15 protein-coding genes are annotated in these 18,769 nt (G+C 60.6%); 11 read left to right on the top strand and 4 right to left on the bottom strand.

All coding sequences use genetic code 11. The features are described 5' to 3' along the window. Positions 1 to 132: 132 nt before the first annotated feature. On the top strand, positions 133 to 2,268 hold the full coding sequence (locus tag DYL59_RS25420) for a TonB-dependent siderophore receptor (RefSeq protein WP_135291658.1): 2,136 nt from the start codon (positions 133 to 135) through the stop codon (positions 2,266 to 2,268). Between the two features lie 151 nt (positions 2,269 to 2,419). Here the strand turns inward: DYL59_RS25420 and DYL59_RS25415 are convergent, their stop codons facing one another. Together DYL59_RS25415 and DYL59_RS25410 are read right to left on the bottom strand one after the other, a co-directional pair. Next, the gene (locus tag DYL59_RS25415) at positions 2,420 to 3,142 is read right to left on the bottom strand and encodes a FadR/GntR family transcriptional regulator (protein WP_135291657.1); all 723 of its coding nucleotides are present in this window, start codon (positions 3,140 to 3,142) and stop codon (positions 2,420 to 2,422) included. Positions 3,143 to 3,190: 48 nt separating this feature from the next. After that, positions 3,191 to 4,927, bottom strand: coding sequence for an IlvD/Edd family dehydratase (locus tag DYL59_RS25410; protein ID WP_135291656.1), 1,737 nt, complete (start codon positions 4,925 to 4,927; stop codon positions 3,191 to 3,193). 192 nt (positions 4,928 to 5,119) lie between these two features. Here DYL59_RS25410 and DYL59_RS25405 point away from each other — a divergent pair, with 192 nt between their 5' ends. The 7 genes from DYL59_RS25405 to araH are packed head-to-tail and all read left to right on the top strand — an operon-like array spanning position 5,120 to position 13,470. Beyond that, entirely contained in the window at positions 5,120 to 6,442 is a 1,323-nt protein-coding gene (locus DYL59_RS25405) for an MFS transporter (RefSeq protein WP_135291655.1), read from the top strand. 15 nt (positions 6,443 to 6,457) lie between these two features. Then, positions 6,458 to 7,447, top strand: coding sequence for an AraD1 family protein (araD1, locus tag DYL59_RS25400; protein WP_135291654.1), 990 nt, complete (start codon positions 6,458 to 6,460; stop codon positions 7,445 to 7,447). 10 nt (positions 7,448 to 7,457) lie between these two features. Continuing rightward, positions 7,458 to 9,038 (top strand): aldehyde dehydrogenase (NADP(+)), encoded by a 1,581-nt coding sequence (locus DYL59_RS25395; RefSeq protein WP_135291653.1) that lies wholly within the window; start codon positions 7,458 to 7,460, stop codon positions 9,036 to 9,038. Between the two features lie 38 nt (positions 9,039 to 9,076). After that, the gene (locus tag DYL59_RS25390; protein WP_135291652.1) at positions 9,077 to 9,940 is read left to right on the top strand and encodes an SMP-30/gluconolactonase/LRE family protein; all 864 of its coding nucleotides are present in this window, start codon (positions 9,077 to 9,079) and stop codon (positions 9,938 to 9,940) included. A 48-nt stretch (positions 9,941 to 9,988) separates the two neighbouring features. After that, on the top strand, positions 9,989 to 10,993 hold the full coding sequence (locus DYL59_RS25385) for a substrate-binding domain-containing protein (protein ID WP_135291651.1): 1,005 nt from the start codon (positions 9,989 to 9,991) through the stop codon (positions 10,991 to 10,993). Then, entirely contained in the window at positions 10,990 to 12,492 is a 1,503-nt protein-coding gene (gene araG / locus DYL59_RS25380) for an L-arabinose ABC transporter ATP-binding protein AraG (RefSeq protein ID WP_135291650.1), read from the top strand. Before DYL59_RS25385 ends, araG begins: the two co-directional genes overlap by 4 nt. Positions 12,493 to 12,501: 9 nt before the next feature. Continuing rightward, positions 12,502 to 13,470 carry an L-arabinose ABC transporter permease AraH gene (gene araH / locus DYL59_RS25375; RefSeq protein ID WP_135291649.1) on the top strand — a complete coding sequence of 323 codons (969 nt, stop codon included), beginning with the start codon at positions 12,502 to 12,504 and terminating at the stop codon, positions 13,468 to 13,470. A gap of 145 nt (positions 13,471 to 13,615) precedes the next feature. Here araH and DYL59_RS25370 read toward each other — a convergent pair whose 3' ends face one another. Beyond that, positions 13,616 to 14,764 carry an aldose epimerase family protein gene (locus DYL59_RS25370; RefSeq protein ID WP_135291648.1) on the bottom strand — a complete coding sequence of 383 codons (1,149 nt, stop codon included), beginning with the start codon at positions 14,762 to 14,764 and terminating at the stop codon, positions 13,616 to 13,618. Between the two features lie 137 nt (positions 14,765 to 14,901). Between DYL59_RS25370 and DYL59_RS25365 the strand changes: the two genes are divergently transcribed. The 3 genes from DYL59_RS25365 to DYL59_RS25355 all read left to right on the top strand — a co-directional run bounded on the left by DYL59_RS25365 (position 14,902) and on the right by DYL59_RS25355 (position 18,028). After that, complete coding sequence (locus DYL59_RS25365) at positions 14,902 to 15,669, top strand: SDR family NAD(P)-dependent oxidoreductase (protein WP_135291647.1); 768 nt, start codon at positions 14,902 to 14,904, stop codon at positions 15,667 to 15,669. Between the two features lie 200 nt (positions 15,670 to 15,869). After that, complete coding sequence (locus tag DYL59_RS25360) at positions 15,870 to 16,781, top strand: DMT family transporter (RefSeq protein ID WP_135291646.1); 912 nt, start codon at positions 15,870 to 15,872, stop codon at positions 16,779 to 16,781. Then, positions 16,778 to 18,028: an ATP-grasp domain-containing protein gene (locus DYL59_RS25355; protein WP_135291645.1), complete on the top strand. Its 1,251-nt coding sequence runs from the start codon at positions 16,778 to 16,780 to the stop codon at positions 18,026 to 18,028. The genes DYL59_RS25360 and DYL59_RS25355 overlap by 4 nt, the downstream gene beginning before the upstream one ends. Positions 18,029 to 18,106: 78 nt before the next feature. Here DYL59_RS25355 and DYL59_RS25350 read toward each other — a convergent pair whose 3' ends face one another. After that, positions 18,107 to 18,703: a glutathione S-transferase family protein gene (locus DYL59_RS25350; protein WP_135291644.1), complete on the bottom strand. Its 597-nt coding sequence runs from the start codon at positions 18,701 to 18,703 to the stop codon at positions 18,107 to 18,109. Between the last annotated feature and the right edge of the window lie 66 nt (positions 18,704 to 18,769).

The raw sequence follows: 18,769 nt of genomic DNA, 5'->3' as shown, positions 1-18,769 counted from the left end.
TGATACCAAGTGGTTACTAGAAAATTAGTGAATGAGAATAGATATCAATCGTCGATATCTTGGTATACCATCGCGCCGCGAAAATTGGCAGGTATCCCACCCCATTTGGCTCATTCACTAGGTTCATCATCCATGCGTCGTACCCTGGTTTCCATATGTGTGCTTCAGGCGTTTTCTCCGTTGAGTTGGGCAGAAGTCGAGCCGGTCGAAAAGGCCGCGCTTGAGTTGCAAGCCACCAGCATTACCGGCACCACCGACTACGAGACGGCCCAGGGCCCGGTCCAGGGTTATCGCGCCACCCGTTCAGCCAGTGCGACGCGCACCGACACTTCCATTCATGAAACCCCGCAGTCCATCAGTGTCGTGACCAAGGACGCTGTCGAAGACATCGGCGCCACCCGCTTGCAGGACGCACTGGACTACGCCGGCGGCGTGGGCCGTGCCAACAACTTTGGCGGGCAGGGCCTCACCACCTTTACCGTGCGTGGCTTCACCACCGGTGAGTTCTACCGCAACGGTTTCCCCATCAACCGTGGCTACCCGAACATGCCGGACGCCAATACCATCGAACGCCTCGAAGTGCTGCGTGGCCCGGCCACCATGCTCTATGGCCGTGGCGATCCCGGCGGCACATTCAATGTGGTGTCCAAACAACCACTGCCAGAACGCACCGTGACCCTGGGCAGCCAACTCAATGACCAAGGCATGAAGCGCGGCACGCTGGATGCCTCCGGGCCGCTGGATGATGAGGGTCGCCTGGCCTATCGCCTGAACGTGGTGGGCGAGGGGGGTGACACGTTCCGTGATCATGTGGAAACCGAGCGTTACGGCATCACTCCGGTGATCACTTGGCAGGCCACCGACGCCACCAAGGTGGTCTTCGAGGGCGACTTCATGCGCAACAATCACCCGCTGGACCGTGGCCTCACCCGGTTTGCCAACCAAAAAGGCACGGCGTCACGCGATACGTTCTGGGGCGACAAGGACGTGGGCAAGCTGCATAACGACAACAGCATGGCCCAGTTGCGTTTCGAGCATCTGCTCAACGAAAACTGGACCTTGGGCGGTGGTTTCCAGTGGTTGGATGGCACCCTTCAGGGCAATGGCATCGAGGCCAACAGCCCCACCAGCCTGGGCGCCGATGGCCGCACCCTGCAACGCAACTTCAACTACCGCAAGCTGGAGTGGACCGACAAAGACACGCAACTCAATCTCACCGGGCATTTCTCGACGGGCGGGTTTGAACACACCTTACTCACTGGCGTCGAGTTTGAGGATTACGACTACAAGTCGATCATTCAGCGCTCCAGCGCCGCAGCGGGCACTTACCCCATCGATATCTTCGACCCGGTGTACGGCCAGGCGCGGCCGCCGCTCACACGCACCCCGACCCATGACAAGGAAAACCTCAAGACCTACGCCGCGTTCGTGCAGGACCAGGTCGCCCTTACCGAGCGCCTCAAAGTGCTTGCCGGGGCTCGTTTCGAACGTTTCGAGCATGACTATCACACCTATGTGCCGGGCGGTAACAGCTGGGAGGCCAGTGACAACGCCGTCACCCCGCGTGTGGGCGTGACTTACGACCTCACCGACACCGTGGCGGTGTATGCCGACGCTGCACGCTCGTTCAAGCCCAACACCGGCGCTGCCCGTGTCGGTGGTGGGTTCGAGCCGGAAAAAGGCAAGTCCTATGAAATGGGCGTGAAGTGGGAGGCATTGGATCACCAGTTGAGCGTCGATGCGGCGATCTACCAGATCGAGAAGAAAAACGTCCTCACCACCGACCCTGTGGATTCAGCGTTCAGTGTTGCCGCCGGCCAGGTGCGTAGCCGTGGCTTGGACCTTAACGTAGCGGGCAACCTGACCCCCGAATGGCGCGTCATCGGCGGCTATGCCTATGTCGATGCCGAAGTCACCAAGGACAACACTATCCGCTCCGGCACCCGCTTGTTGAACATTCCGCGCAACAGCTTCAGCCTGCTTAACGTGTACGAGTTTCAGGACGGTACGTTCAAAGGCCTGGGCCTGGGATCGGGCGTCAAATACGTAGACGAGCGAGCAGGCCAGACCTCCAACACTGCGTTCGCAATGGACGCCTACACCGTCGTCGACCTGCTCAGCTACTACAAGGTCAACGAAAAGGTACGCCTTAACCTGGATGTAAAAAACCTGTTCAATCGCGAGTTTGAAGAAGGCGCATTCGGCAATATCTACGCCTACCCTGGCGCGCCGCGCACCGTCCAGGTCGGCATCGCTTACACCTTGTGAAACCCCGCGCGGCTTGCAGCCAATTGCAAGCCGCGTTACACCCCTGAAAATCTCACCGGAAATATTGACTGACCCGCCGCATTCGCGAGCAAGCCCGCTCCCACATTTGAATCAGGGTTAAACCTGATAAAGCCTCGTTGCCTGGCCTGTGTCAGAGCGGCGTGAGCACGTTCATCACCGTATCCAACGCCACCCGCGTGTCATCCAGCTGCACCAGCGAGGCATGCCGCGCGCCCAGTGCATCGCGGTTCTGGATCGCGGTGAGGATCGCCTTGTGCCGGGGCAGGCTCAGGCCCTGGATATCCGGGCGGCGGTTGGTGATGTTGATGGATTCGCGCAGCGGCAACGACAGCATGTTGCACATATAGGCCAGCAGGTCGTTGCGCGTGGCATCGGCAATGGCACGGTGGAAGTCCAGGTCGGCCTGCAACAAGTCTTCGTGGGTCTTCGCGGTTTCCATCCCCTGGTAGGCCTTTTCGATGGTGGCGATGTCTTCATCGGTGGCCGTGGTCGCGGCCATGGCCGCGATTTCCGGTTCCAGAATGCGCCGCACCCCCGCCAAGGTATTGAAGAACTCACTGTGGGGCGTGGACTGCATCAACCAGGACAGCACGTCCGGGTCGAGCAGGTGCCATTTCAAGCGGGGCCGCACCACCGCGCCCACCCGAGGCTTGGAGTACACCAGGCCCTTGGCGCTCAGCACGCGCGTGGCCTCGCGCAATACCGAGCGGCTGACCTGGTATTCCTCGCACAGCGTGGCCTCCATGGGCAGCCGTTCTTCGGGCTTGAAGCGGCCGGAAACGATGTGCATGCCCAAGTCTTGGACGATCTGGGCATGCTGGCTCTTGCGCGGCTTGGGCGGCTGGTGATCCATGACGGCGGGGAGGCTCTGGCTTAAAGACGCGGCATCATAGCATCCCAATTAGTGGGAATGCCTTGGCACTTCGGCGCCTCGGCAACCCACCAGGAAGTCGAAGTCGCAGCCTTGGTCGGCCTGCAGCACGTGGTCGATGTACAGCTGGCGATAGCCGCCGACGATGAGTTTCTGCGGTGGCGCAAGGTCGGCCATGCGCGCCGCCAGCTCTGCGTCGGGGATGTCCAGGTGCAGGCGGCCGTTGGCGCAGTCCAGTTCGATCCAGTCACCTTCCTTCACCGTGGCCAACGGCCCGCCGGCGGCGGCTTCCGGCGCCACATGCAGCACCACTGTGCCGTAGGCCGTGCCGCTCATGCGTGCGTCGGAAATGCGCACCATGTCCGTCACTCCCTGGGCCAATAGCTTGGCCGGCAGGCCCATGTTGCCGACCTCGGCCATGCCTGGGTAACCCTTGGGCCCGCAGTTTTTCATGACCAGAATCGAGTTGGCGTCCACGTCCAGTTCCGGGTCGTTGATGCGCGCCTTGTACATATCGAAGTTCTCGAACACCACGGCGCGGCCACGGTGCTGCATCAACTCGGGGCTGGCGGCGGACGGCTTGAGTACGGCGCCCAATGGCGCGAGGTTACCGCGCAATACGCAGATGCCGCCGTCGGCGCGGATCGGGTTATCCAGGGTGCGGATCACTTCGTCCTGGCCGTAGATCGGCGAGTCCTGGGTGTTCTCGCCCAGGGACTTGCCGTTGACGGTCAGGGCATTGGGATGAGGGATCAGGTTGGCTTCACCGAGGCGACGCAACACGGCGGGCAGGCCGCCGGCGTAGTAGAACTCTTCCATCAGGAAGCGCCCGGAAGGCTGCAGGTCGACGATGGTGGGCATGCCACGGCCAATGCGGGTCCAGTCGTCCAGGTCGAGTTCGACACCGATGCGTCCGGCGATGGCCTTGAGGTGGATCACGGCGTTGGTGGAGCCGCCAATGGCCGCGTTCACGCGGATCGCGTTTTCAAATGCTTCTTTCGTCAGGATCTTCGACAGCTTCAAATCTTCGCGCACCATCTCCACTGCACGCATGCCCGACATATGCGCCAGCACATAACGCCGCGCATCCACCGCCGGGATCGCCGCGTTGTGGGGCAGGGAGGTGCCCAGCGCTTCGGCCATGCAGGCCATGGTCGACGCCGTGCCCATGGTGTTGCAGGTGCCCGCCGAGCGGGACATGCCGCCCTCGGCCGCAAGAAAATCATCCAGCGTGATGGTGCCGGCTTTCACCTGCTCGCTGAGCTGCCACACCACGGTACCCGAGCCAATGTCCTGGCCCTTGTGCTTGCCGTTGAGCATCGGCCCGCCGGTGACCACGATGGCCGGCACGTCGCAACTGGCGGCGCCCATCAGCAGGGCTGGGGTGGTTTTGTCGCAGCCGGTCAGCAGGACCACGCCGTCAATGGGGTTGCCGCGAATGGCTTCTTCCACGTCCATGCTCGCCAAGTTGCGGGTGAGCATGGCGGTGGGGCGCAGGTTGGATTCGCCGTTGGAGAACACCGGGAACTCCACCGGGAAGCCACCGGCTTCGATCACGCCGCGTTTGACGTGCTCGGCGATCTGACGGAAATGCGCGTTGCACGGGGTCAGCTCCGACCAGGTGTTGCAGATGCCGATGATCGGCTTGCCATGGAACTGATGGTCGGCAATGCCCTGGTTCTTCATCCAGCTGCGGTACATGAAGCCGTTCTTGTCGGCGGTACCAAACCACTGGGCGGAGCGTAGGCCGGGCTTTTTATCAGACATGATCGATTCTCTTATTGTATGACTATATGTTCTATGCGTGCTTAAACATAAGCGCAAAATCGCTGCTTTGGAAGAGTTGTTTTGCAAATAGTCATACTATATAGTCGGTCCAATTGAGGTATGACCCTGGCGGATTTTGTGCCAGAGGCGTCCCCCGAGCTTCTATAAAAACAACAATTCGGAGATCGACCCATGAGCCAGGAACTGCGGCTTATTCGGCGCATCACGCTGAAACTGATTCCCTTCCTGATCCTGCTGTACCTGATTGCCTACGTGGACCGTTCCGCCGTGGGCTTTGCCAAGTTGCACATGGGCGCCGACGTCGGGATTGGTGATGCCGCCTACGGCCTGGGCGCGGGCTTGTTCTTCATTGGCTACTTCCTGTTCGAGATCCCCAGCAACCTGATGCTCGACCGCTTCGGCGCCCGGCGCTGGTTCGCGCGGATCATGATCACCTGGGGCGCCATCACCATCGGCATGGCCTTCGTGCAGGGGCCCCACAGCTTCTATGTGATGCGCTTTTTGCTGGGGGCGGCTGAAGCCGGGTTCTTCCCCGGTGTTCTCTACTACATCACCCAATGGTTTCCGGTGCGCCATCGCGGCAAGATCCTGGGGCTGTTCATCCTGTCCCAACCCATTGCGATGATGATCACCGGCCCCGTGTCCGGTGGCTTGCTGGGCATGGATGGCATCCTTGGCCTGCATGGCTGGCAGTGGCTGTTTATCGTGATCGGTACGCCGGCGATCCTGCTCACCTGGCCGGTGCTGCGTTACCTGCCGGACGGCCCCAAGCAGGTCAGCTGGATGAGCGAGGACGAAAAAACCTGGCTTACCGGCGAACTGGCCAAAGACCTGCAAGCCTACGGCCAGACCCGCCACGGCAACCCGTTGCATGCCTTGAAAGACAAGCGCGTGTTGCTGCTGGCGCTGTTCTACCTGCCGGTAACCCTGAGCATCTACGGCCTGGGCCTGTGGCTGCCGACCTTGATCAAACAGTTCGGCGGCAGCGACCTCACCACCGGTTTCGTCTCCGCCGTGCCCTACATTTTCGGGATCATTGGCCTGCTGATCATCCCGCGCAGTTCCGATCGCTTGAACGACCGCTACGGCCACCTCGCCGTGCTCTACGTGTTGGGTGCCATTGGGTTGTTCTTCAGTGCCTGGCTGAGTGTGCCGGTGCTGCAAATGGCAGCGCTGTGCCTGGCAGCGTTCGCGCTGTTTTCCTGCACGGCGGTGTTCTGGACCTTGCCGGGGCGGTTTTTTGCCGGTGCCAGTGCGGCGGCGGGTATTGCCTTGATCAACTCGGTGGGCAACCTGGGTGGTTACATCGGCCCGTTCGTGATCGGTGCACTCAAGGAATACACCGGCAACCTGGCGTCGGGCTTGTATTTCCTGTCCGCAGTGATGGTGTTCGGGCTGCTGCTCACCGGCGTGGTGTACCGCGTGCTGGAGCGCAAGCACGTCCTGCCCGCCGACCAATTTGCCGCCAGTGCCCGTGGCGCCACACGTACTTAATTCAGGAGAAAAGGCATGCGTTTAGTTCAGTTCCAATTGCACAACGGTGAGCGCCGGGTTGGCGTAGTGGACGGCACTCAATTGCGCGAAGTCCAGACCGCCCGCAGCGTGCGCGAGTTGGCCCTGGCGGCCATCGAGGCCGGTGTGGGCCTGGCGCAACAGGTCGATAGCCTGGGCCTGGGCGCCAGCCACGACTACGCGGCGTTGCTGGCGGATCTGAAAATCCTGCCGCCGCTGGACCATCCCGACCCGGCCCATATGCTGATCAGCGGCACCGGCCTGACCCACCTGGGCAGCGCCTCGGCACGGGACAAGATGCACCAGGCCGGTGACGACACCGCACTGACCGACACCATGCGCATTTTCAAATGGGGCGTGGAGGGCGGCAAACCTGCGGCCGGCGAGGCCGGGGTGCAACCGGAGTGGTTCTACAAGGGGGACGGCAGCATCGTGGTGCGCCCTGGTGAAGCTTTTCCGGTACCACCGTTTGCCGAGGACGCGGGTGAAGAGCCGGAAATCGGCGGCCTCTACGTTATCGGCCCGGATAGCAAGCCCTATCGCGTGGGCTTTGCGGTGGGCAACGAGTTCTCTGACCATGTGATGGAACGCAAGAACTACCTGTACCTGGCCCACTCCAAACTGCGCAGTTGCAGCTATGGGCCCGAGCTGCGCGTGGGCGAGTTGCCCCAGCACCTGGCGGGCACCAGCCGCATCCTGCGCGACGGCGAAGTGATCTGGCAAAACGAATTCCTCAGTGGCGAGGCCAATATGTGCCATAGCCTGGAAAACCTCGAATACCACCACTTCAAATACCGCCAGTTCCTCAAGCCTGGCGATGTGCATATTCACTTCTTCGGCACCGCCACCCTGTCATTTGCCGACGGTATACGTACCCAGCCGGGAGATGTGTTCGAGATCAGCCAGGCCGAGTTCGGCGCGCCGCTGGTCAACCCGGTCGGCAGCAGTGATACGGCGTTCGAACCCGGCCACGTCATCACCCTTTAAGGAGACCTTCATGACCCAGTTTCTCGGCCACAACTACATCGGCGGCCAGCGCAGCGCCAACGGCAGCATCCAGCTGCAAAGCGTCGATGCCAGCACCGGCGAAGCCTTGCCCCAGGCTTTCTTCCAGGCCACCGCGCAGGAGGTTGACGCTGCCGCCAAGGCTGCCGCCCAGGCTTACCCGACGTACCGGGCGTTGAGTGCGGCACGCCGTGCGCAGTTTCTGGATGCCATCGCCGATGAACTGGACGCCCTGGGGGATGATTTCGTCGAAGTCGTGTGCCGCGAGACCGCATTGCCGGCCGCCCGTATCAAGGGTGAGCGCGGGCGCACCAGCGGCCAGATGCGCCTGTTTGCCACGGTGCTGCGTCGCGGCGATTTTTACGGCGCGCGCATCGACAAGGCCTTGCCTGAGCGTCACCCGTTTCCGCGTCCAGACCTGCGCCAATACCGCATCGGCCTGGGGCCGGTGGCGGTGTTCGGGGCGAGCAACTTCCCCCTGGCATTTTCCACGGCAGGCGGCGACACCGCAGCGGCATTGGCCGCAGGCTGCCCGGTGGTGTTCAAGGCCCACAGCGGGCATATGGCGACGGCCGAGCAGGTGGCCGATGCGATCATCCGTGCGGCGGTCGCCACCGATATGCCCGCTGGCGTGTTCAATATGATCTTCGGCGGCGGCGTGGGTGAGGCACTGGTCAAGCACCCGGCGATCCAGGCAGTGGGCTTTACCGGTTCGCTCAAGGGCGGTCGCGCCCTGTGCGATATGGCGGCAGCGCGCCCGCAACCGATTCCGGTGTTTGCCGAGATGTCGAGCATCAACCCGGTGATCGTGCTGCCCCAGGCGCTGAGTGCGCGGGCCGACAGCATCGCCCGCGACCTGACCGCTTCGGTGGTGCAAGGCTGCGGGCAGTTCTGCACCAACCCTGGGCTGGTGATCGGTATCGCATCGCCTGCCTTTACCGCGTTCACCCAACAGGTGGCGCAATTGGTCGGCGACCAGCCGGCGCAAACCATGCTTAATTCCGGCACGTTGAGCAGCTACGGCAAGGGCCTGGACAAACTCCTCGCGCACCCTGGCATCCAGCATCTGGCGGGCGATCCACAGTCGGGCAACCAGGCCCAGCCGCAGCTGTTCAAGGCCGATGTACGCCTGCTGATCGACGGCGACGAAGTGCTGCAAGAAGAAGTCTTCGGCCCCACCACGGTGTTTGTCGAAGTCGCCGACCAGGCCCAGCTCAGCGCAGCCTTGCAGGGCCTGCACGGTCAACTCACGGCGACGATGATTGGCGAGCCTGCCGACCTGCAGCAATTTGACGAACTGACTGCGCTGCTGGAGCAGAAAGTCGGGCGCATCCTGCTCAATGGCTACCCCACGGGCGTGGAGGTCTGCGATTCGATGGTGCACGGCGGTCCGTATCCGGCGACTTCCGACGCCCGTGGCACCTCGGTCGGCACCTTGGCCATCGACCGTTTCCTGCGCCCCGTGTGCTTCCAGAACTACCCTGATAGCCTGCTGCCCGACGCGTTGAAAAACGCCAACCCGTTGCGTATCCAGCGGCTGGTCGATGGCACGCCCTCGCGCGAGCCGCTGTAAAACGCACACCTGAGAACAATAACAATCCAGGAGGCATCATGCTGTGGACCGCCGTTACTCCGCACCGCGCGCAATTGGGCGAGGGGCCGTTCTGGGATGGGCCGACCCAGGCGCTGTACTGGGTCAATATCGCCGGCAAGCAGGCGCTGCGTCTCAAGGACGGGCGATTGCAGGTGTGGCAATTGCCCGAGCACGTCTCGGCCTTTATCCCGTGTGAAAGCGGTGATGCACTGGTGACCTTGAGCAGCGGCGTGTATCGCCTCGACCTGGTCACCGAGGCCCTGACGTTGCTGTGCGTGGCCGACCCGCAAGCGGGTAACCGCGGCAATGAAGCGCGCTGTGATGCCCAGGGCCGTCTGTGGTTGGGCACCATGCAAAACAACATTGGCGAGCAGGGTGAGGACCTGCCCATCACCCGGCGTTCCGGTGGCCTGTTTCGCATCGACGCCGACGGGCAGGTCACGCCGTTGCTCAGCGGCCTGGGCATTCCCAATACCTTGCTGTGGAACGAAGAGGGCAGCCAGGTGCATTTCGGCGACAGCATGGACGCCACCTTGTATCGCCATGGGATTCAAGCCAACGGCCAACTCGACCCTGCGCACCCGTGGTTCGGCCCCCATGAACGCGGTGGGCCGGACGGATCGGCGATGGACGTTGAAGGCTATATCTGGAACGCCCGCTGGGACGGCAGCTGCCTGCTGCGCATCGCCCCGGATGGCAGCGTTGAGCGCATCCTCGAACTGCCCGTGAGCCGCCCCACCAGTTGCGTGTTTGGCGGGCCCGACCTCACCACCCTCTATATCACCAGTGCAGCCAGCCCGTTGGATCACCCATTGGATGGGGCGGTGCTGGCGATTGAAGTGGATGTCCCTGGAAAACCCTGCACTCGCTTTGCCGGATAACGCGGGCGCTTGCAGTGCTACTTAAAAACAACAACAAGGAGTCACCCTATGCATCGTCGTCGTGGTTTGCGTTCCCTGGCCTGCGCCGCAGTGGCGGTCTCGGCCATGAGCCTGAGCGGGCTGTTGCTGGCCGCTGAAGAAGTGAAGATCGGCTTTCTGGTCAAACAGGCAGAGGAGCCGTGGTTCCAGACCGAATGGGCCTTTGCCGAAAAAGCCGGCAAGGAACATGGCTTCACCGTGATCAAGATCGCCGTGCCCGATGGCGAAAAAACCCTCTCGGCCATCGACAGCCTGGCCGCCAACGGCGCCAAGGGTTTTGTGATCTGCCCGCCGGACGTGTCCCTGGGCCCGGCCATCGTCGCCAAAGCCAAGGCCAACGGCCTCAAAGTGATCGCCGTGGATGACCGTTTCGTCGACGCCAAGGGCAACTTCATGGAAGACGTGCCGTACCTGGGCATGGCCGCCTTTGAAGTGGGCCAGAAGCAGGGCGCGGCCATGGCGGCTGAAGCGAAGAAACGCGGCTGGGACTGGAAGGACACCTACGCGGTGATCAACACCTTCAACGAACTCGACACCGGCAAGAAGCGCACGGACGGCTCGGTCAAATCCCTGGAAGAGGCCGGCATACCCAAGGACCACATCCTGTTCACCGCCGCCAAGACCCTCGACGTACCGGGCAGCATGGACGCCACCAACTCGGCCCTGGTCAAACTGCCCAGCGGTGCGAAAAACCTGATCATCGGCGGCATGAACGACAACACCGTGCTGGGCGGCGTGCGCGCCACCGAAAGCGCCGGCTTCAAGGCGGCCAACGTGATCGGCATCGGCATCAACGGCACCGACGCCATTGGTGAACTTAAAAAGGCCGACAGCGGCTTCTTTGGCTCGATGCTGCCCAGCCCGCACATCGAGGGCTATAACACTGCGCTGATGATGTACGAGTGGGTCACCAAAGGCACCGAGCCGGCCAAGTACACCGCCATGGACGAAGTGACGCTGATCACCCGCGCCAACTTCCAGGAAGAGCTGACCAAAATCGGGCTGTGGCAATGACCGCTGCGGCCCTGCGGTTTGACGGCATCGGCAAAACCTTCCCTGGGGTCAAGGCGCTGGATGGCATCAGCTTCAGCGCCCAGCCCGGACAGGTGCATGCATTGATGGGCGAGAACGGTGCGGGCAAGTCCACGCTGCTCAAGATCCTTGGCGGCGCCTACATTCCCAGCAGTGGCTCGCTGCAGATTGGCGAGCAAACCATGGCGTTTAAAAACGCCGCTGACAGCATTGCCAGCGGTGTGGCGGTGATCCACCAGGAACTGCACCTGGTGCCGGAAATGACCGTGGCCGAGAACCTGTTCCTCGGCCATTTGCCCACGCGTTTCGGCGTGGTCAACCGGGGGCTGCTGCGCAAGCAGGCCCTCGCTTGCCTCAAGGGCCTGGCGGATGAAATTGACCCGGCTGAAAAACTCGGGCGCCTGTCCCTGGGCCAGCGCCAATTGGTGGAGATCGCCAAGGCGCTGTCCCGTGGCGCCCATGTGATTGCCTTCGACGAGCCCACCAGCAGCCTGTCGGCGCGGGAGATCGACCGCTTGATGGCGATCATCACGCGCCTGCGGGACGAGGGCAAAGTGGTGCTTTACGTGTCTCACCGCATGGAGGAAGTCTTCCGCATCTGTAATGCGGTCACGGTGTTCAAGGACGGGCGCTACGTGCGCACGTTTGACGACATGAGCGCGCTTACCCATGACCAGTTGGTGACCTGCATGGTCGGCCGGGATATCCAGGATATCTACGATTACCGGCCGCGCGAGCAGGGTGAGGTGGCACTCAAGGTCGACGGCCTGGTGGGGCCTGGCCTGCGTGAGCCCATCAGTTTCGAGGTGCGCAAGGGCGAGATTCTTGGGCTGTTCGGGCTGGTGGGGGCAGGGCGCACGGAGCTGTTCCGCCTGCTCAGCGGCCTGGAACGGGCCAGCGCCGGTCAGTTGGCGCTGTGTGGTGAACAACTGCAGCTGCGCTCACCCCGCGACGCCATCGCCGCTGGCGTGCTGCTGTGCCCGGAAGACCGCAAGAAGGAAGGCATCATCCCGCTGTCCAGCGTGGCCGAGAACATCAATATCAGTGCCCGTGGTGCGCATTCGGCCTTTGGCTGGCTGTTGCGTGACGGCTGGGAGAAGGGCAACGCCGACCACCAGATCAAGGCCATGAAAGTCAAAACGCCGAATGCGGCGCAGAAGATCATGTACCTGTCCGGCGGCAACCAGCAAAAGGCCATTTTGGGCCGTTGGCTGTCAATGCCGATGAAAGTCCTGCTGCTGGACGAACCCACCCGTGGCATCGACATCGGCGCCAAGGCCGAGATCTACCAGATCATCCATAACCTCGCGGCCCAGGGCATTGCGGTGATCGTGGTGTCCAGCGACCTGATGGAAGTGATGGGCATCAGCGATCGCATCCTGGTGCTGTGCGAAGGCGCGCTGCGCGGCGAACAAACCCGCGAACACGCCACTGAATCCAACTTGCTGCAACTGGCTTTGCCGCGCAGCGTGGCGAACTGAGAGACGACTATGACGATCCAACAAAACGCGCTGCCCACAGCGCGCAAGCCCCTGGATGTGCGCGCACTGCTCGACAACTGGGCAATGCTGCTGGCCGCAGTGAGCATCTTTTTGCTGTGTGCCTTGCTCATCGACAACTTCCTTTCGCCGCTGAACATGCGCGGGCTGGGCCTGGCGATTTCCACTGTGGGTATCGCCGCCTGCACCATGTTGTTTTGCCTGGCGTCGGGGCACTTCGACCTGTCGGTGGGCTCGGTGATTGCCTGCGCCGGCGTGGTGGCGGCCATTGTGATGCGCGATACCGACAGCGTCATGCTTGGCATCGGCGCAGCCTTGTTGATGGGCCTGGTGGTGGGGCTGATCAACGGCATCGTCATCGCCAAGCTGCGGGTCAATGCCTTGATCACCACCTTGGCGACCATGCAGATCGTGCGCGGCCTGGCCTATATCTTTGCCAACGGCAAGGCGGTGGGGGTGTCCGAGGAGCAGTTCTTCATCTTTGGCAACGGCCAGTTGCTGGGGGTGCCGGTGCCGATCCTGATCACCATCCTGTGCTTCCTGTTCTTCGGTTGGTTGCTCAACTACACCACTTACGGGCGCAACACCATGGCCATTGGCGGCAACCCGGAAGCGGCGTTGCTGGCAGGGGTGAACGTGGACCGCACCAAGATCCTGATCTTTGCCGTGCACGGTTTGATCGGCGCCTTGGCCGGGGTGATCCTGGCTTCGCGCATGACCTCGGGCCAGCCGATGATTGGCCAGGGATTTGAACTGACGGTGATCTCGGCGTGTGTGCTGGGCGGGGTGTCGCTCAGTGGTGGGGTTGGCATGATTCGCCATGTGATTGCCGGGGTGCTGATTTTGGCGATCATCGAGAATGCGATGAACCTGAAGAACATCGACACCTTCTACCAGTACGTGATCCGTGGCTCGATCCTGTTGCTGGCGGTGGTCATCGACCGCATGAAACAACGCTAAATCCCTGCATGTGAAAATCCAAATGCAGGAGAGGGCTAATGTGGGAGGGGGCTTGCTCCCGATTGCGGCGTGTCAGTCAAAGTTGCATCAACTGAACCACTGCTATCGGGAGCAAGTCGAATCGTCGCACCGCCCCTCCCACATTTTAATCAGCGCTGAACTTGAAAATTGTGTTCTGGCTATAAGTCTGGCCAGGGTTCAAACGGGTTGATTTAAAGCTCGGCTGGTTCGGCGCATCCGGAAAATGCTGGGTCTCCAACGTAAACCCACTCCAGTGCTGATACGTCTTCCCAGCCTTGCCCTTCACCGTCCCATCGAGGAAGTTACTGGTATAAAACTGCACCCCAGGCTCAGTGGTAAACAACTGCAAGCGCCGCCCCGACTCAGGGTCATGCACCTCGGCGGCCAACTGCTTCACATCGCCTTTGGTATCCAGCGCCCAGTTGAAATCGAACCCACCTTGCTTGGGTTCGGCGAACTTGAGCTGCGGATGATCCTCCTTGATGTGCTGGCCGATCGGCGTGGGTTTGAGGAAGTCCATCGGCGTGCCTTTTACCGGCGCCAGTTCGCCGGTGGGAATCAAGGTGGCATTCACCGGTGTGTAATGGCTGGCGTGCAAGGTGGCGACTTGCTTGAGAATGTCGCCATTGCCCGCGCCGGCCAGGTTGAAGTAGCTGTGGTTGGTCAGGTTGAGCACGGTGGGTTTGTCGGTGGTGGCCTTGTAGTCGATGTGCAGTTCGTTCTGGTCGTTCAGACGGTAGGTGACCTCGGTTTTCAGGTTGCCGGGGAAGCCCATCTCACCGTCCTTGGACAGGTAAGTGAGGGTCACGCCCACCGAGTCCTTGGCCTTGACCGGCGTGGCGGTCCAGACGTGCTTGTCGAAGCCCTCGGCGCCGCCGTGCAGTGAGTTGGGGCCGTCGTTGAGCGGCACCTGGTAGCGCTTGCCGTCGAGTTCAAACGCGCCGCCCGCCAGGCGATTGCCAAAGCGCCCGATGGTCGCGCCAAAAAACGCCGTGCCGGCCTGGTAGCCCTGCACATCGTCGAAGCCCAGCACCACGTCTTCGACCTTGCCGTGTTTGTCCGGCACCTTGAGCGACTGCAACACGCCGCCGTAGGTAATCACCGTGGCCTGCATGCCATGGCTGTTACGCAGGATGTATTGTTCGACGGCAGTGCCGTCGTTGGTTTTACCGAAGGGTTTGTGTTCGCTGCTAAGGCCTGCCGCCTGGGCGCCGCCACTGGCGATCAGCATGGACATGGCCAGGCCCGAGAGCAGGTATCGAGGGTGCTTCATGGTCGAACTTCCTTTTGTTGTTTTGAGTGGAATAGTTCTACTAATTTGCGATATTTTGTCGATTGGACAGCGAATTTATAGCCTTTAAAGCCGTTTTTGCAAAATAAAATAAGACTAATTAAGCGAGGCAGCATTGTATGACGACCCAGCACGCGGTTTATCCCGACCTTGAAGGCAAGACCGTACTGATCTCCGGAGGCGCCTCAGGCATTGGTGAATTCATGGTGCGCGCGTTCGCCGCCCAGGGCGCCAAAGTGGGCTTTGTCGACCGCGCCCAAAGCCAGGGCGAACGCCTGGCGGCGTTGTTGAGTTCCCGTGGGCACACCGTGGAATTCGTGTATTGCGACATCACTGACGAGATCGCCTACAAAGCGGCGATAGGGCGTTTTGAACACTCCCTGGGGCCGATCACGGTACTGGTCAACAATGCCGCCAACGACGTGCGCCACACCTTGGAGGAGGTCGACTCGGAAACCTTCGACAAACTCATCTCCGTCAACCTCAAGCACGCCTTCTTCGCCGCCAAGGCCGTGGTGCCAATGATGAAAAGTGCCGGCGGTGGCTCGATCATCAACCTCGGCTCTGTGGGCTGGATGATGGCCTCGGCCGGCTACCCGGTATACGCCGCCAGCAAAGCCGCCGCCCACGGCATGACCCGCGCCCTGGCCCGGGAACTGGGCCCAAGCCACATCCGCGTGAACACACTGGTACCGGGTTGGGTGATGACCGAGAAACAACTGGCCATGTGGGTCGACGACGCCGCCAAGGACCTGATCAGCCGCAGCCAATGCCTGCCGGGCAGTGTACTGCCGGAGCACATCGCCAATATGGCGTTGTTCTTGGCTTCCGATGCCTCGTCGATGTGCTCGGCGCAGAATTTTATTGTGGATGGGGGGTGGGTCTGAGTGGGCGCTGAGTTCCTCAGGTAGGGCTTGATGAGTGAGGTGGGAGGGGTAGGTCCCCTCCTTGCCGAAAAGGACTCCAAGGCAGTGCCACACGGTGGCAGGGGGCGGGTACTGCCTATCCGTTCAGCTAGTTGTTTGCATGGAAAATGATCTGTTAGCGTTTCAAGGATTCACGGGGTGTACATACGGAAATTTAAACGATGGTCCGTACAGGCGTATTGGTCGGTTTGATTTTTTGTTTGATCAGCGCGGCGTTTGATGTGTACGTAGCGTTTGCCACTCAGGCAATTAGTACGCTTCTGGTGATCTTTTATTGCTTTACCGTCTCGTCGGTTTTTTTTGCTGTGCTCACCCTCTGTCGTCGAGCGAATACTTTAACTTTTAAACTTATTGAACATTGGCAACTCGTCGCAACGGTCAATATTTCAGTGCTCCTCAACTGGGGAGGACTGTTTTACGCGTTGCGCTACCTGGAGCCTGCTGTAGTGGGCGTCGCTTCGGTCGCCTGCGGCCCCGCACTTACGTTGATCATTGCGCTCGTCAACAAACAGAGTGCCAAGGTCGCCTTCGTGGATGCACTGGTTTCATGCCTGGTGCTTATTTCGGTGGGTATCATGCTGTTTAATTCCTTTACGGGGGACAGCGGTATAGCCACTACGACTCTGGAGCAGCGGTTGTTGGGGATTGGCAGTGTGTTGGTGTGCGCTGTGGGTACGGTCATGTACACGGTGTTCTCCAAAGAGTTGTTCGAGCGGCGATGGTCCATCGATGAAATTCTCGCCGTCAGGAACATTGCGATGATCGGTGTGTGCGTCATTGCAATCCCGGCCACTGGCGGGAGTTTTGTACTGGGTCGTGAGTGGGTATTGCCGATGATAATGTTGGTGGTAGTGGGGCATTTGCTGCCGATCTATTTGATCCAGAAAACCATCTACTACCTCACTCCGATCCATGTCTCCCTGGTGCTGCTGACCCTTCCGGTATTTGTTTTGTTATTGCAGTTTTTCGATGCCCGGATCGAATTCTCCATTGCCAGCGTCGCGGCGGTCAGCGTCATAGTGTTTTTACTGGCGGGGCGAGCGCTATACGCCATGAAGCGAGGTGCAGCATGACAAGGGTGGTGGTAGTCGATGGTTTCTCGTCTGGAAAGTTTGTAGCCAAACGCTTGAATGATGCCGGTTGTGTGCTGATGCATGTGGCTTCATCGCAAGGGTTGGACAGCTACTACTACAAGGGGTTTGAACCCTTGATTTACGAGCAGATGATCGTGAATGCCGACTTCTCCACCACCTTGCAAGAGGTCAAGCGGTTTAGCCCGCAGTTCATTATTGCTGGCGCCGAAACCGGTGTACTGCTGGCGGATCAGTTGAATGACCTGCTCAAATTGCCGTACCGCAATGACATCGACAAGAGCAATGCCCGTCGAAACAAGTACGACATGATCCAATGCATTACGCGCTCTGGTCTACCGGCTGCTCGACAGTTTGTCGCCGGCACTTGGCCGCTTGCCAAAGGCTGGATCGATGATCACGGCCGTTTTCCAGTGGTGATCAAGCCGCTTGAAAGCGCCGGAGCCGACGGTGTGTTTATCTGTGATGACCTGCACGCTTGCGAGGTTGCGGTTGGCAGACTGCTGGGTACTACCAACAAGTTGAATATCGCCAACACCCAGGTGTTGATTCAGGAGTACCTGGCGGGGGTGGAGTACGTGGTCAACATGGTTTCGCTCGACGGTCAGCAACTGGTGACTGAGGTGGTGCGGTACCGAAAGCAGCGTACTCAGGCGGGTGGCATTCTGTATGACATCGATGAGCTGATCTGTAGTGATTGCCCAGAGTATTCCCAGTTGGTGGACTACACCCGAGCGGTAGTACGCAGCTTGGGGATTCGCAACGGCCCCAGCCATGCAGAAGTGATGCTGACGGATGATGGCCCGCGGCTGGTGGAGATAGCGGCAAGAACCGATGGCATTCTTCGCCCCGATGTATCCAGGCGAACCACCGGGCTTGGGCAAATCGAGGCCGTGGTTTTATCCGTCACGGCGCCCGAGGTATTCGCACAATGGCTGGCGAAGCCAGTGGCTTACCAACGCTTGCAACACACCTATAACGTCTGCTTGATCAGCCACGCGGATGGATGCTTTAAAAAAGACTTTTTCCTGACGGAGCTACTCAAGCTTGAATCCTTCTTCGATGCAGTGTTCTACGTTGATCAAGGGCAGCCCATAGGCGTGACTCAGGATGTGTTCAGTCAGCCGGGGACGGTGTATCTGGTACATGCCGATCCTGGAGTAATCGCAGCGGACTACCTCAAGATTCGCGTGCTTGAGGTGCAGGGGGCGTATCTGGCAGCAAGGTAGCCAGGTGCAGCGGTCCAAATGTGGGAGCGAGCAAGCCCGCTCCCACACCAGCCCATTCCAACATGTGATGGGTGGTGTTTATTCGATCGGGTATTTCTTGAAGGCTGGATGCTGCTCCAGGCGTTCAGCCAGGCGTTTCAACTTGGGAAACGCTTCAGCCTTCACTACCGACGCCACGGTGTATTGGCTGAAGGACCACGCCACGGCTGCGGTGAGGGTGGCCTGGTCCAGCGCCTCACGGTCATCCAATTGCTTCTCCAGCAGCGAATAAGCTGCCAGCAACTGGCCGCTGATGCGGTCGAGCCAGGGCGCATGCAGTTTTTCGGCAGGGCGCAGGTTGTGTTCATACACGATCTGCACGCTTTTCTCACAGGCCGCCAGGGCCAGGCCCAGCAGTTGCAGGTCGTGGGCGCGGGTGGCAGGTGCCTGGGGCAGCAGCTTTTTGTCGGCCGGGGCCAGGGTTTCCAGGTAGTCGAGGATCAGGCTGGAATCCATCAGCACCGTGCCGTCGTCCAGCACCAGGGTAGGGGCCTTGACCACCGGGTTGATCTGGGAAAACTCGTTGAAGGTGCTGAACACCGACAGCGATTGATGTTCAAAAACCACCCCGTACAGGTCCAGGGAGATGGCTACGCGGCGTACGTAGGGCGAGTCCAGCATGCCGATCAGTTTCATACAGCCTCCATTGCTCTCAACGTCATGGGCTCAGGAGATTAAGGGCTCTTGATTGTCCTGCGCAAT

It is taken from the genome of Pseudomonas kairouanensis (genome assembly GCF_004682055.1).
Lineage (GTDB): Bacteria > Pseudomonadota > Gammaproteobacteria > Pseudomonadales > Pseudomonadaceae > Aquipseudomonas > Aquipseudomonas kairouanensis.
The sequence above is the reverse complement of the archived record's forward strand: the minus strand, read 5'-3'. Positions and strand labels throughout refer to the sequence as shown.